At 40.9% G+C, this 15,172-nt stretch carries 16 protein-coding genes; all 16 read right to left on the bottom strand.

From position 1 onward, the window contains the following. Positions 1–306: 306 nt before the first annotated feature. On the bottom strand, positions 307–864 hold the full coding sequence (gene frr / locus AC3WR0_RS01245) for a ribosome recycling factor (protein ID WP_027323419.1): 558 nt from the start codon (positions 862–864) through the stop codon (positions 307–309). Next, on the bottom strand, positions 864–1,589 hold the full coding sequence (gene pyrH, locus AC3WR0_RS01240) for a UMP kinase (protein WP_492550634.1): 726 nt from the start codon (positions 1,587–1,589) through the stop codon (positions 864–866). Before pyrH ends, frr begins: the two co-directional genes overlap by 1 nt. A 201-nt stretch (positions 1,590–1,790) precedes the next feature. Continuing rightward, positions 1,791–1,928 (bottom strand): hypothetical protein, encoded by a 138-nt coding sequence (locus AC3WR0_RS01235; protein ID WP_492550633.1) that lies wholly within the window; start codon positions 1,926–1,928, stop codon positions 1,791–1,793. Between the two features lie 191 nt (positions 1,929–2,119). Continuing rightward, a complete protein-coding gene (tsf, locus tag AC3WR0_RS01230; RefSeq protein WP_492550632.1) occupies positions 2,120–3,004 on the bottom strand; it encodes a translation elongation factor Ts in 885 nt (294 codons plus the stop codon). Positions 3,005–3,147: 143 nt separating this feature from the next. Next, positions 3,148–3,855, bottom strand: coding sequence for a 30S ribosomal protein S2 (gene rpsB, locus AC3WR0_RS01225; RefSeq protein WP_492550631.1), 708 nt, complete (start codon positions 3,853–3,855; stop codon positions 3,148–3,150). A gap of 149 nt (positions 3,856–4,004) precedes the next feature. Continuing rightward, entirely contained in the window at positions 4,005–4,637 is a 633-nt protein-coding gene (locus tag AC3WR0_RS01220) for a hypothetical protein (protein WP_492550630.1), read from the bottom strand. Positions 4,638–4,646: 9 nt separating this feature from the next. Continuing rightward, positions 4,647–4,964, bottom strand: coding sequence for a hypothetical protein (locus tag AC3WR0_RS01215; protein WP_492550629.1), 318 nt, complete (start codon positions 4,962–4,964; stop codon positions 4,647–4,649). Positions 4,965–5,101: 137 nt separating this feature from the next. Further along, positions 5,102–5,869, bottom strand: coding sequence for a FliA/WhiG family RNA polymerase sigma factor (locus tag AC3WR0_RS01210; RefSeq protein WP_492550628.1), 768 nt, complete (start codon positions 5,867–5,869; stop codon positions 5,102–5,104). 378 nt (positions 5,870–6,247) lie between these two features. Beyond that, positions 6,248–6,748, bottom strand: a complete 501-nt coding sequence (locus tag AC3WR0_RS01205; RefSeq protein ID WP_492550627.1) for a chemotaxis protein CheD — start codon at positions 6,746–6,748, stop codon at positions 6,248–6,250. Beyond that, positions 6,735–7,373, bottom strand: coding sequence for a chemotaxis protein CheC (locus tag AC3WR0_RS01200; protein WP_492550626.1), 639 nt, complete (start codon positions 7,371–7,373; stop codon positions 6,735–6,737). Before AC3WR0_RS01200 ends, AC3WR0_RS01205 begins: the two co-directional genes overlap by 14 nt. 10 nt (positions 7,374–7,383) lie before the next feature. Continuing rightward, positions 7,384–7,854, bottom strand: a complete 471-nt coding sequence (locus AC3WR0_RS01195; protein ID WP_492550625.1) for a chemotaxis protein CheW — start codon at positions 7,852–7,854, stop codon at positions 7,384–7,386. A 33-nt stretch (positions 7,855–7,887) separates the two neighbouring features. Continuing rightward, positions 7,888–9,945, bottom strand: coding sequence for a chemotaxis protein CheW (locus tag AC3WR0_RS01190; protein WP_492550624.1), 2,058 nt, complete (start codon positions 9,943–9,945; stop codon positions 7,888–7,890). A gap of 20 nt (positions 9,946–9,965) precedes the next feature. Then, complete coding sequence (locus AC3WR0_RS01185; protein ID WP_492550623.1) at positions 9,966–11,066, bottom strand: protein-glutamate methylesterase/protein-glutamine glutaminase; 1,101 nt, start codon at positions 11,064–11,066, stop codon at positions 9,966–9,968. Between the two features lie 10 nt (positions 11,067–11,076). After that, a complete protein-coding gene (locus AC3WR0_RS01180; RefSeq protein WP_492550622.1) occupies positions 11,077–11,943 on the bottom strand; it encodes a MinD/ParA family protein in 867 nt (288 codons plus the stop codon). Beyond that, complete coding sequence (flhF, locus tag AC3WR0_RS01175) at positions 11,936–13,102, bottom strand: flagellar biosynthesis GTPase FlhF (RefSeq protein ID WP_492550621.1); 1,167 nt, start codon at positions 13,100–13,102, stop codon at positions 11,936–11,938. The genes AC3WR0_RS01180 and flhF overlap by 8 nt, the downstream gene beginning before the upstream one ends. Next, entirely contained in the window at positions 13,099–15,135 is a 2,037-nt protein-coding gene (flhA, locus tag AC3WR0_RS01170) for a flagellar biosynthesis protein FlhA (protein WP_027323405.1), read from the bottom strand. The genes flhF and flhA overlap by 4 nt, the downstream gene beginning before the upstream one ends. Positions 15,136–15,172: the final 37 nt, after the last annotated feature.

Raw genomic sequence — 15,172 nt, 5'->3', positions numbered from 1 at the left:
GATCAAACCCCTGAATGTCTGAATAAGTATGTAACTATTTTTTCAGCATGTTTTAATCATACCAAAAAAACAAAAAGATATCTCTATTAAATACCATATGTAGGTGAAAGCAAAATAAGAAGGGACATATTTAACAGATAAAATTACCACGTTTAACTAAAAGAAGCCTTGAATATAGTGAAAAAACCCCCTAAAAAAAGAGGGCTTTTCAAAAAACAGAAGCGCCTGCTGGCGGCGCTGAAGGGTCAACCATTTTAAAACCCAGGCCCGGCAGAACGGACGGCAAGGAACCTCATTATTACATACTTAAACTTCCAATATTTCTTTTTCTTTATCTTTAGTGATTTGATCAATTTTATTAATATGATCATCAGTAAGCTTTTGGATGTCTTCTGAATAGCCTCTTTGTGCATCCTCTGTAATTTCACCATTTTTCTCAAGTTTTTTCAGATCATCATTGCCATCACGACGGATATTCCGGATACCTACTTTAGCTTCTTCAGCCTCTTTTTTAACTACTTTAACCAGTTCCTTTCTGCGCTCTTCTGTCAGCTGAGGAATCATGATCCGAATTAGGCTTCCATCATTACTTGGGTTAAGCCCAAGGTCTGATTTAAGAATGGCTTTTTCAATTTCGCCAAGAATAGTTTTGTCGTAAGGCTGGATAACCAATAATCTGGCTTCTGGTACTGAAATACCGGCTAATTGATTTACCGGTGTAGGTGCACCGTAATAGTCCACTGTTATTCTGTCAAGCAGGGATGCACTAGCTCTTCCCGCTCTGATAGAAGCAAGTTCACGAGTAAAAGCCTGAATTGCTTTCGTCATCTTATCCTTTGTATTAGCGATAACTTGTTTTGGCATTATTTTTTCCCCCTCACAATTGTTCCAATCTTTTCACCCATTACTGCACGTTTAATATTACCCTGCTCCATAATTGAGAAAACGATCAGCGGGATATCATTATCCATACATAAAGAAGAAGCGGTTGAGTCCATTACAGCCAATCCTTCTTTAATTACATCAAGAAAGGTAAGTTCATCATATTTTGTTGCTGTTTTATCAAGACGAGGATCTGCTGAATAAACTCCATCAACATTATTTTTTGCCATCAGGATTACTTCTGCTTCAATTTCTGCTGCTCTTAATGCTGCAGTTGTATCTGTAGAGAAGTAAGGATTTCCCGTACCTGCTGCAAAAATAACTACGCGTTTTTTCTCCAGGTGTCTGATTGCCCGGCGTCTAATATAAGGTTCTGCAACCTGGCGCATTTCAATAGAGGTTTGCACGCGTGATTCCACGCCGTACTGCTCAAGGGAATCCTGAAGCGCCAATGAGTTCATAACAGTTGCAAGCATGCCCATATAATCCGCTGTTGCCCTGTCCATTCCCATCTCGCTGCCGATTTTTCCACGCCAGATATTTCCGCCGCCAACTACTACTGCAACTTCAACTCCAAGTTCTGCAATTTCTTTCACCTGACCGGCAATAGATTTAATAACTGAAGGATGAATTCCAAAACTAGTTTCGCCGGCTAAAGCTTCACCACTTAATTTTAATACTACGCGTTTGTATTTAGAATTGCTCATAGGAACCTCCATATGTATTTTTTTGTTTTTGAGACCCTGAACATCCCAGGATTCTTTAGCTGCTTTGCGCAGAGCACCTCCGCATTTCGAGCATTTAGCACTGTTTTCAGGTAGTTACTAAACGGGAGGCTTCCGCATTTCTTTCGCTAATCAGAATTTTTATATAAAAATTCTGAACGCACGACGGACAGGATGTCCTAGTCAGGCGTAAGGCACAGGATGTGCCGTTTTTAGCGTGATAAGTGCAACTACGGCTCTGCCTTCGCCTATAGGCTCGGCAATCACCGAGTTTTCTTTAATTGTCCAGTTCCAGCCCCCAGCGACTAGTGTCCATCCCACTCCTCCCTACGATAAGTCAACATCGAAATGCTTAGCATTTCGTGTTTCCTTTATCTCAGTCGAAGTGGGCCCCAGTCCATACGTCGCTGAACGGGTGCTTTCACATTTCTTTAAAAATAGGGAACACAAAGTGTCCCCTATACAATAAGTCTATTTTGCAATTCCTGGTGGATTGAATGTGTCAGGAAAAATTATTTTTTGTTTACTTGGTTCATTACTTCTTCAGCAAAGTTGTCTTCACGCTTTTCAATACCTTCGCCTACTTCAAAACGGATAAATTCACGGATTGTAGCACCTTTTGATTCTACAAACTGGCGAACTTTTTGATCTGGATTCTTTACAAATGTCTGGTCAAGTACACATACATCTTCAAAGTATTTGCCAAGACGGCCTTCTACCATTTTAGCTACGATGTTTTCTGGCTTACCTTCGTTAAGAGCCTGTTGAGTAAGTACTTCGCGCTCATGCTCCACTTCTTCCTGGGAAACTTGATCACGTGAGACATACTTAGGCTTTAAAGCAGCAATGTGCATAGAAACATCTTTGGCAGCATCTGAATCAGTTGTTCCTTCAAGAACAGACAATACAGAGATGCGTCCGCCCATGTGAATATAAGCGCCAAAAGCATCGTTATCAGTTTTTGTTGCAATTACAAAACGACGAAGAGTAAGCTTTTCACCAATTTTAGCAATAGAAGCATTGATATAGTCGTTTACAGTTGAACCGTTTTCCATAGTTTGAGTTAAAGCTTCTTCTACATTTGAAGGCTTTTTATTAAGAAGGTGTGCAGCCATTTCTTTTACAAGGTCTTGGAACGCTGTGTTTTTTGCAACAAAGTCAGTTTCAGAGTTCACTTCAAGAATAACAGCTTCATTTCCTTCAGCAACAACAGTAGTTAGTCCTTCTGCAGCGATACGGTCAGCTTTTTTAGCAGCTGAAGCAATACCTTTTTCCCGAAGAAAGTCGATTGCTTTTTCCATATCACCATCAGTTTCTGTTAACGCTTTTTTACAATCCATCATACCTGCGCCGGTTTTTTCGCGCAATTCTTTTACCATTTGTGCAGTAACTGCCATTATATATTTCCTCCTTTATTTCCTATGTACTATTGTAGCCTTATCAGCCATTGTTAAGCATGAAAACAAGTTTTCTGTGGGTTTTACTTTAAAAAAAGGTGATAAAGGGTCTCCCTCTTATCACCTTTTTATGTTTCGAACTATTACTCTGCAGCAGCGACAGTATCTTCGCCTTGTTTAGCTTCAAGGATAGCATCCGCCATTTTACCTGTTAAAAGCTTAACAGCACGGATTGCATCGTCGTTAGCTGGAATAACAACATCAATTTCATCAGGATCGCAGTTAGTATCAACGATAGCTACGATAGGGATGTTCAATTTAATAGCTTCCGCAACAGCAATACGCTCTTTGCGTGGGTCGATGATGAAAAGAGCATCTGGAAGAGTCTTCATGTTTTTAATTCCGCCTAGGAATTTTTCAAGACGTTCCTGTTCTTTTCTTAATTGAACAACTTCTTTTTTAGGAAGTACGTCGAATGTGCCGTCTTCAGCCATTCTTTCGATATCTTTTAAGCGGCCAATACGCTTTTGGATTGTTTCAAAGTTTGTTAAAGTTCCGCCTAACCAGCGTTGGTTAACATAATACATGCCAGAACGACCTGCTTCTTCTTTAACAGAGTCCTGAGCTTGTTTTTTTGTTCCAACGAAAAGGACAGTACCGCCGTTAGCAGCAAGTTCCTTTACCCAGTTATAAGCTTCTTCAACCTTCTTAACTGTTTTTTGAAGGTCGATGATATAGATGCCGTTACGCTCAGTGAAGATATATTTCTTCATCTTAGGGTTCCAACGGCGAGTCTGGTGACCGAAGTGTACACCAGCTTCAAGCAATTGCTTCATTGAAATGACTGACATTGTGTTTCCTCCTAATGGTTTTTAGTTTCCTCCGCCCATTTCATTTTCAAACAGAAACTGTTCAAGACAGCACCATCTGTTTAAATCCATAAGCGTGTGTATTAACACCATGAAATAATATAGCACATGTCGGTTACACAATCAAGTTATTACGGTTTATTTTGCTGAAATTTAAGGATAAGCTCTATTTCTGTTTTGCCCCGCTTAAGCTGACGGGCAATTTCTTCAATACTTTTGCCCTGTTTTTGAAGCTTTATAACCTGTTCTGCAAGTGTTTCCTCTTTGGGAAGCACTTTAATCAATTTTCCTCTCTCATTTTCTTCTGATATACTTTCTTTGCTGACAGTTTTATTGCTTTCATCTGAATCTAAGCTATCAGATGGTTCCTCAGCCTCCAGTTTCTCTAAAGGAACATGATTCGTTTGGTATGCCCTTGCCGCAAGTAAGCGAGATGTTGAAGGCGCAGTCATTTCGAAAGGAAATTCGCTATCCTTTTCTGGCTGGTTTTTCACAGATGGAGGTGTCTGGACTGCTGGTTTTTTAGGTGCAAAAGATTTTTCTGGTGCCTCGTCATTTATATTTTCAAACCTGTAAAGAAATTTCTCATTTTCTTCTTTCATTTCAAAAAGATACGAAGAAATCAGGTCTTCCATATCCTTTATTATTCTTTCTTGCTTTTTATCAAGATCAGCCAGCCTATTTTGCCTTGTATATAAAACAATAATTGCATAAATGGTTAAAGCATTTAATAAAAAGCTGACCACTAAAAGAAAAGTACTCATTTTACCCCTCTATCCGCTAAAGTCAATGATGGTTCCCTTATACGGGTGCTTTTCCTTCCCGCTTTCATCCAAAGATGAATTTTCCTGCTTTTTGCTTTTCTGCTTTCCGTTTTGCTGGCCGGAGCTGCTGTTGCCAGAGTTTAATTGGGGCCGTTCTTTCTGCTCCTGCTTTATAACTGTGCTCCTGTTTTTCTCCGCTTCCCTTTCGAGTTCTGCAGCAGCATGATGATTTGAAACTTGGCCTCTTTGCTGAAGCTGTTCCTGAAGCTTTCCGGCTTCATGAGTCCTTGGCAGTGCAATCTGCATTTCAACAGACTTAAGGCTCATGTACTCACTTCCCTTAGAAAAGCGCAAGCGCCCATTTCTGGCGCCGGAGCTAGAGATTTTAAAAGTTTAAGAGCGTAATTTTTATTAAAATGAAAGACCCGCTGTTCTTTTTCTAAGTGAACTGCGAGCCGAATCTGCTAGAATATTATTTTACCAAGTGATTCCCTTAATTTAAAAAGAGCTTTCGAGTGAATTTGTGAGATACGAGATGTTGATAAATTCATGACATGTCCAATTTCAGTAAAAGTCAGCTCTTCTTTATAGAATAAACTGATAATTAATTGCTCTTTTTCGCTTAAACCCTCAATATGATTTGCTAGATTTTCATACATTTCCTCTTTAAGAAGCTTGTCCTCAGGAAGTTCTGTTTTATCGTCCTTCAGAAGAAAGGAAGCCCCTTCTTTATCATCCTGATCAGAAGGCTGTTCATCTATTGATAATATATTGGCAAAGAAATGCTCAGTCATAGTGGAATAAACCTCATCCTCATCCATTCCAAGCTCCTTGGCAATGTCCGAAGCAGACACTTTTCCAAGATGGCTCTGTTCAAGCCTTTCAATAGCGGCGTCTATCTTTTTAGCTTTGTCTCTGGTCGTCCTCGGCAGCCAATCTTCTTTTCTTAGCCCATCAATAATCGCACCACGGATTCTAAATGATGAATAAGTATCAAATTTTAAATCCCGTGAAGGATCAAACTTTTCCAGTGCGTCGTATAACCCCACTAAACCCAGGCTATTTAAATCATCCCTGGAAACATTTTTCGGCAAGCCTGCAGATATCCGCTGGACATGGTAAGAGACGAGCGGTAAATATTTTTTTACGAGAAAGTTTCCTGCGTCCGCATCACGTGTGCTATTCCACTTATCCCAGTATGATTTTTCTTCTGATGCAGAAATATGTACCATTTTACTCCTCCTATTCCCTACGGGCGATATGGCAGTTACAGCCATTGTACCAAACCTTTTCCAGTTATATAAACAGGCCTTTTTACCGGTTTTTAGCCCTTGCCATCTAATTAAAAGTATACCTATGTTTAAAGCTCCAGGCACTCGCTTTCCGCGGGCGGTCAAGCAATTGCCTGTTCGTGAGAAGCAACCATTAACAGCTACTTTCCGCTTTGCGGCGAGCTGTAGGTTGGTTATTCTGGTTTATTCGAATACTTTATGGCTCTTCGCGGCTCCGAGGTCCCCCATGTCTTGCTTTCCCCGCTTGAGTCACTCGCCTTTTGCCCCAATTAATTTAAAAAATTTAATAATGAGCTTTCACATAGCCAAAAGTCTTTATTAGATTTCATGCGTTCCTTTGTTGACTGTCCGAATCTTTAGCATACCCGTCCCAGGATCAAATTCAATGGTCCGTCCGCTATTTCCGCCAATATCCTCACCAAGGATGGGAATATGAAGGATTTCTAATTCCTTTTTGACTGCTTCAACATTTCTTGGTCCGATTCTCATCATGTCGCTTCCAGATGTGAATTGAAACATTTGCGCTCCTCCTGCAAGCTTTGAGGAAAGAGAGTGAGATCTCGCTCCCTCAGCCATAAGAAGTTGGACAAGCTGTTTTATAGCGGTATTAGCATACTTCGCATGATTAAATTCATTTTCCTTGGCAAGGCCGGAGTCTGGCAGCATGATGTGAGCAAGTCCTGCTATCCCTTTTAAAAGGTCATAAATGACCACGCCAACACAGGAGCCGAGTCCGGATGTGCGAATTGTATTTGGCGATTTAACCATTTTCATGTCAGCAATTCCGACTTTGATTACTTCCATGCTATTCATCTTCATTAACTCCGAGAGTTTTAAAAATGGTCTTGAATGAATCCGGAAAAGGCAGTAAAAAGAAATGCCCTCTCACTTCCTTTAATGTGCCACCCATATCCTCATTAAAGGAAGTATCAATTACAATCGCATAGTCACCTGCCTGTGAATGCTCCATAAGCCCGGAGCCAATAATGGCACCTGCCATATCAATACTAAGAGCTGGAACTGACGGGTAAAGTGCGAGATCAGTGAAGTCCGATAAAGCAGATAAATATGATCCTGCCAGAATATTTCCCAGCTCCTGAAGTGCGGAAAACGCCATTTCATTTGGAACAGGATCGGAAAAGGAAAATTCCTTCTCTCCTATCATTTGCCTGATGAAGTTCTCTGCCTGAGGAAGAGGAAGGATAAAGAACATATTCCCCGGTACCTCACCTTCAATTCTTAGAAAAACCCCGGCAGCAACAGAGTCTGCACCTCCGGCCAACTCTACTATTTCATCAAAAGAAACAATTTTGACATCAGGCACCTTCATGTCAATTCTTTTATTTAAAAGCTTTGAAAGGGAGGTAGCAGCATTTCCTGCTCCTATGTTTCCAATTTCCTTTAAGATATCAAGATGAAGCGATGAAAACTGAAAAAATGCCATATGCTAACCTTTACGCCTCTACCGAGTTTAGCGGTCCCTTCCAATTTTCATTAAGGACTTTAGCTAAATCAAGCAGGATTAATAATCTCTTCTCGATTTTCACAACCCCGTTTATAAACGGGGTATCAATCCCCCCCACAATTTCCGGCGCAGGTTCAATCGAATCAAATGCAATATCAAGGACATCATTTGCTGAATCAACAATCAGGCCAACTTCAATTTCTCCAAGAGTCGCGATGATTACTCTTGTACTGTCGCTGTATTCCTCTTCGTCCAGGTTAAATCTTTTTCTTAAATCGATAATAGGAGTAACAACACCTCGAAGGTTAATAACCCCTTTTATAAAAGCTGCAGTTCCAGGAATTCTCGTAATATGCTGAATCTTTTCAATGGAACGGACCTGGCTGACAGGTATGGCATACTCTTTTTCCTTTAGTTGAAAAACAATTATTTTTAATTCTGAAGCTGTTGCTTCTGCCACAATGGTTCACCCCTGTTTTTTCAATTGGCTTCCCTATTTTATTAATGCATTGCAATCAACAATAAGCGCTACCTCTCCGTCTCCAAGAATAGTAGCCCCGGAGATAGCAAACGCACCTGACAGGTAATTGCCAAGGGATTTCAAAACCACTTCCTGCTGTCCAATGAAGGAATCAACCACAAGACCGGCCATTTTATCACCTTTTCGAACAATAACCACGGAATAAAAAGCATCATTCTCTTTTACAGAAGGCACTTCAAAAAGATCCTTCAAGAAAAGAAGTGGTACTACCTTGCCACGGAAATCAATGACCTTTTGATTATGTGCATTTAAAATCTCGTCTTTTCTGACGATAGCAGTTTCAATAATGGAGGAAAGAGGCACAGCGTATTTTTCTTCCTGAATTTCCACCAGCATTACCGAAATAATGGATAATGTTAATGGGAGCTGAATTGAAAAAATAGAACCTTTCCCCAGCTCGGAGTCGATTGTAACAAAGCCTCCAAGAGATTCGATCGTATTTTTCACAACATCCAGACCGACACCGCGCCCTGAAATATCTGAGATTTTATCAGCAGTCGAAAATCCTGAAGCAAAAATCAATTCATATACCTGCTTATCGGTTAGGGCACTGGCTGCCTTTTCATTAATAATTCCATTCTTGATTGCTTTCTCAAGGACTTTATCCCGGTTGATTCCTGCCCCGTCATCTTCTATTTCAATAAAGACATGGTTGCCGCTATGGAAGGCTTTTAGGCGTATGGTCCCCGTTTCTGCTTTTCCATTTGCTTTACGAATATCAGGTGTTTCAACCCCATGATCAAGGGCATTTCTAAGTAAATGAACCAGCGGGTCTCCAATCTCATCGATTACAGTCCTATCGAGCTCCGTCTCTGCTCCTATAACTTCAAGCTCAATTTTTTTATTAAGATCCTTAGCAAGCTGGCGTACCATACGAGGGAAACGATTAAATACGGTTTCTACAGGTACCATTCTCATGTTGAGGATGATATTCTGTAAATCTCCCGAAATACGTGACATCCTTTCAACGGTTTCATTCAAAGCAGGATTGTCTAATTCCCGAGAAATCTGTTCAAGTCTGCCGCGGTCAATAACCAGTTCTTCAAATAGGTTCATTAATATATCAAGCCGTTCAATATTTACACGAATCGTTTTATTAGCCTGATTTCCTTGTTTAACTCGGTTTTGTTCCTTGTTATCACTCTGTTCCTCTTTTTCAGCGGAAGGAGCAGCGGGCGTCTGAACTTTTTCAATTATGTCATTTTTAACCGGTTGTTCAGGCTTTTCTTCTTTTGGTGTGCGAAGGGAGTCGGATGAAATCTTCAGAGCTTCAGCCTTCACTACCTCAGAAACATTCATGATTGCCTTTTCTATTAAACTTCTATCTTCCTTAGAAACTAGGGTGATAGTAAAAGAAGAATCAAATTGTTCCTCCTCCAGCTGTTCTACAGGAGGGTTCGCCTTTATCACTTCACCCAGCTTTTCAGCTGCTTCAAACACCATAAACACGCGGGCCGCCTTAAGTAAACAATCCTCACGTAAAGTAATGCTTACTTCAAAAGGATAAAATCCCTGCTCCATTGATTGCTGAATAACCGTAATTTCAAACTCGTCATATGTATTCTTTAAAGGGGCTTCTGCCACGGCAGCTGATGCAATTTCTTCCTTTGCAGCCGCTTCATCGGGGCTTTCACCTTTTTCAATTAAAGTTAATTTCCTTACGGCTTCGGTTACGTCGCGCTTTCCATCTCCGCCTTCAGAAATAGACTCTATCATGGCTTCCAAATCATCCACTGCCAGAAAAACAACATCCAATAAAGCTGGTGTAACTGGAATCTTTGACTGCCGAATGCCATCCAAAACATTTTCCATTTGGTGGGTCAGCTTGGCAAGATCCTCATATCCCATAGTTGCTGACATTCCTTTAAGGGTATGCGCGGAACGGAAAATTTCATTCACAATCGTCAGGTTCTCCGGATTTTTTTCAAGCTCCAGCAAGTGTTCATTGCAGGATTGAAGATGTTCTTTGCTTTCTTCAATAAAGACTTCTAAATATTGGCTCATTTCCATATAACTTCACCCCTCGGCCTTTAAACATATTTCATAATGGTATTTGCGATATTGTCTGCGCTTTGCACTTCATCTACAAGCTTTGTCGCTATTGCTGCTTTTGGCATCCCAAAAACAACAGATGTTTCTTCTGATTCTGCAATTGCCTTTACTGCTCCATTTTTTTTCATAGCAATTAACCCATTTGTTCCATCAGCACCCATTCCTGTCATTATCACTGCGATTTTCGCAAAGTTACGAAGGTCGGCAGCTGATTCAAACATGATATCCACTGAAGGCCTATGGCCATTTTCCGGAGCTGATAGATCAAGCTTAATAGCCGGACCTTTTGTATCCGAGCTGACTTTTAAATGGAAACCTCCTGGTGCAATATAGGCAACTCCTTCCTTCAAAGCCTCACCATCTTCAGCTTCCTTGACAGTGATATGGCAGATCGAATTGAGTCTGTCGGCCAGTGACTTTGTAAAGCCTGGCGGCATATGCTGAACGATTAAAATGGGGGCTTTAATTCCCGCTGGTAATTTGGTAAGAACATTTTGCAAAGCCCTTGGCCCGCCCGTTGAGGTACCTATACAAACTAATTTCTTAGAAGCTGCCTCCCAGTCCGAAGCTGTTAGTTCTTCTATTAAAATTTCTTTCTCTGGGTCTATTTTACTATAATCGATTCTTTGCTGGTGTGCTTTTTTTGTAATAGTTTGTGGCCTGATCAAGTTTTTTATATTTACTTTACTAGCTGATATAACCTTTTGAATCAGTTCCTGGCCAATCTTCTCTAAATCAAGTGAAATAGATCCGGAAGGCTTGGCTACAAAATCCGCAGCACCATACTGTATAGCCTTTAACGTATTCTCCGCTCCCTCTTTCGTTGTGCTTGACAGCATTACAACCGGGACCGGGGCTTCTTTCATAATAATTTTCAATGCATCCATGCCGTTTAAAACTGGCATTTCCACATCCATCGTGACGACATCAGGACGTCCTTCTTTAATCTTTTCAAGTGCTTCTTCCCCATTTCGCGCTGTTCCCAGAATTTCTATTCTAGGCGAAGCGGAGAGAATATCCTTTATCAGCTTACGCATGAATGCTGAATCATCTACGATGAGAGTCCTGATTTTTTGCATGCTTATGCTCCTAACTTTCAAAGAGAAACTTCTTTAACTTTGAAACAAAAGGGAGAGAGGTAACCTGTTGGGTATCCTGCAATTTGTTTTGTTTATAACGTTCTGACAAATCTGTCAGTGCTTTTGAAGCCGACGATTTAGGGTTTAATTCAAGAAAGGGAATCTGTCTGCTGACTGCCTGCTGTATAGAACGGTCCTCCGGTATAATCCCAAGCTTGATTGGTTCAAAGCTTAAAAACTTTTTAAGGACATTGCTTAATCTTTTTAATGTTTCCTCGCCTTCTTTCGGGGAAGGCGACTTATTTGCGATAAGGAAAAAAGGGAGTTCAGGATTCGCCAGATGTAAAAATTTCATTGTCGCGTATGCATCCATAATTGATGTTGGCTCCGGGGTAGTAACAACAAAAATTTCATCTGCTGATAGCAGGAACCTTAACGACTCCTCATTTATCCCTGCACCCATATCAAATATCACGTATTCATACTTCCCTAGCAGAGCCTCAAGTTCTTGGATAAGGAAAGACACCTGGTCTTCCTCCATTTTCACCAACTGTGAAAGCCCAGATCCTCCGGCAATATAGTCAATACCGCCGAAACCATTCAGAACAACCTCTTTTAAGGACGATGAACCCTGCAGAAAATCAACAATTGTTTTACCTGATGATCTTCCCATTAATATATCAATATTTCCCATTCCTATATCCATATCTAACAGGAGGACTGAAGACCCGCTTTTAACAAGGGATAAGGAAAAGTTCAGAGAAAAGTTGGATTTCCCTACTCCTCCCTTACCGCTAACTACTGCAATTGCTTTTGTTCTCGAGCCCGCTGCCATTTTTGTCAGTTTCAATCGCAAGCTTTCTGCCTGGTCATTCATGGCGTTCGACCCCTAGCAATAGATTAATTATAGGTTCCGGGCTGGCTGCCATCATATCATCTGGTACATTTTGTCCATTGGTTATATAGGAAATCCCCACTTTATGGGAATGCATCATATTGATCATAGAACCATAAATAGAAGTTTCATCCGCTTTGGTAAAAACTAAACTATTAATCTTGATAGCAGAAAACTGTTTATATATTTCCTCCATGTCCTTCTGTTTTGCAGCAAGAGATAATACCAAAAAAGTTTCCATTTCCTGATCAAAATCAATGATTTTCTGCAGATCCTTTACATATTGAGGATTCCTGAAGTTTCGGCCTGCAGTATCAACCAAAATAAGATCAAAGCTTTCAAACTTTCTAGCCGCTTCCTGAAAATCCTCCACGTTGTAACATACCTGAATAGGAACGTCCAGTATTTTGGCATAGGTTTTTAACTGGTCGATGGCTGCGATTCTATAGGTATCTGTTGTGATAAAGGCAACCTTCTTTTTATATTTAATAACACAGTCTGCTGCCATCTTCGCTAGTGTTGTGGTCTTTCCTACACCGGTAGGACCCACCACATTAACAAATTTTTTAGTAAAGGAAATGCCGCCAAACTGGCAATTTCGCAGATATTCATCGAGCTCTTCACGAAACCAGAATGTAACCTTCTTTTCATGGCCTTCTTGTCCATTTCTGTACCATCTTTCCAATAAAGCAGAAATAAAATGTTCCTGAAGGTCTCTGGCTACTTCCTGTTCCTCCATTAATTGCTGGATATGATTAATGGGTTCAGGATAAACAGGTCTAAGCCTGTCTGGATTGCCCAATTCTTTTCTTATCATATCTTTAAGGCCATTAATTTCTTTGATCAGATCTGAATCTGATCTAGACTGGATTACTAAGTCTTCCGCTTTGTTTTCTTCTTTTTTAAATGACTCATGGTTCAGCTTTGGTTTTGTCTTTTCTTTTATTAATGGTTTAAATTCCTGCTTAGGGGCAGGGTCAACAGCGGCTATCACTTCAAAGTTTTTCTTTCGAAAAAAGCCTAAAAAACCTCCGCTTTCGACTACTCTGGAATTTAGGATAACGGCATCATTTCCAAGTTCAGCCCTTACAAGCTTCATTGCTTCAGGCATGGAGGGAGCCGTGAATTTATTTACCTTCAATCGATGTTCACCACCCCAACGCTTTGTACTTCCACATTTGCTTCGAGCTCATTGTAGGAGAGTATAGGCATTTTTGGAAAATATCTTTCTGTCATTTGTCTTACGTACATTCTTACTGCCGGCGAACAAAGAACAATGGGTGTCTGTTCCATTAACGAAAGCTGTTCTGCCTGCGAGGCAATCGATTCCAATATGGCCTGCGAAAGTGAAGGGTCCAATGATAAATAGTTGCCGTGTTCTGTTTGCTGGATTGCATCGGCAATAGCTTTTTCTATCTTTCCTGAAAGAGTTATTACTCTTAATGTATCCCCCTGAACCGAATATTGATTGGTTATCTGCCTGGCAAGCGACTGCCGTACATATTCCGCAAGAATATCGGTATCAGATGTCACCTTTCCGAAGTCGGCCAGTGTTTCAAAAATAACAGGCAGGTTCCGGATGGAAACATTTTCTCTTAAAAGTTTTGCCAGAACCTTTTGGACCTCGCCAACAGACAACGGATTCGGAGTGACCTCTTCCACAAGAATTGGATATGATTCTTTCAGATGATCGATCAGCTGTTTCGTTTCCTGCCTTCCAAGCAGATCACTTGCATATGTTTTAATCGTTTCTGTAATATGTGTGGACACAACCGAAGGCGGATCCACCACTGTGTAACCGAAAATTTCTGCCTGTTCCTTCATTTCTTCAGGTATCCATTTAGCAGGAAGACCAAAGGAAGGCTCAATTGTATCAATACCTTCTATGGAATCATCTTCAATCCCAGGGCTCATCGCGAGATAGTGATCTAGCAAAAGCTCGCCTCTTGCCATTTCATTTCCCTTAATCTTTAATCGATACTCATTTGGCTGCAGCTGAATATTATCGCGAATCCGAACAACGGGAATAACCAATCCCAGTTCAATCGCGAGCTGCCGGCGAATCATGACAATCCTGTCAAGTAAGTCTCCGCCTTGGTTCGCATCAGCCAAAGGAATAAGCCCGTATCCAAATTCAAATTCGATAGGATCGACATTTAGAAGATTAACCACGCTTTCTGGGCTCTTCATTTCATCAGTCTCAATTTCCTCTTCCATTTCCTGAAGCTGTACCTTATCTGTTTTTGGTGCACGTGAGAACATATAGCCTCCAACTGCAAGCAAACCGGCAACCGGAATAGTAAGGAAGTCATTAATGGGTGTAAAAAGGCCAAGAAGGAAAATGGTACCACCTGCAATATAAAGCATGTACGGGTACGCCAGGAGCTGAGATGTAATGTCTTTACCCAAATTCCCATCCGAAGCAGCACGGGTTACGACAATACCTGTTGCAGTCGAAATCAAAAGGGCTGGCACCTGGCTGACTATACCGTCACCAACGGACATCAGAGAGAAATGCTGAGCAGCATCTGCTGCAGACATTCCCTGCTGGAGTACCCCTATAATCATGCCGACAATTAAGTTGATCAGCACAATAATAATGGCCGCGATCGCATCTCCTTTTACGAATTTACTCGCACCATCCATTGCCCCGTAAAAATCCGCTTCTCTTGATACTTTTTCACGGCGTTCTCTTGCCTGCTGTTCCGATATCATTCCAGCATTCAGATCAGCATCAATACTCATCTGCTTTCCTGGCATCGCATCCAGAGTAAAACGTGCCGCAACTTCAGAAACACGTTCCGCTCCCTTTGTGATAACAATAAACTGTATGATGATTAAGATAAGAAAAAGGACAAGTCCTACAACAACGTTTCCGCCAACTACAAATGTTCCGAAGGTTTCAACTACATCCCCCGCGTCCCCGTGAGTCAGGATAGCACGGGTTGTCGAAACATTTAATGCAAGACGAAACAGCGTCAGCAATAACAGTAATGAAGGGAAAACGGAAAATTGGAGCGGTTCTGTCATGTTCATCGAAATAAGCAAAACGAGCAGAGCCAGGGATATATTTATAATAATCAGTATGCTAAGGAGCCATGTTGGAAAGGGGATGATCAACATAGCAATTATTAATATCACACTTAACAATACTGATAAGTCTCTGCCTGACATAGTATTTCTCTCCTTAATTCCCCACTATTCGAACATG

Source organism: Neobacillus sp. FW104-15D2, from assembly GCF_058790155.1.
The sequence above is the reverse complement of the archived record's forward strand: the minus strand, read 5'-3'. Positions and strand labels throughout refer to the sequence as shown.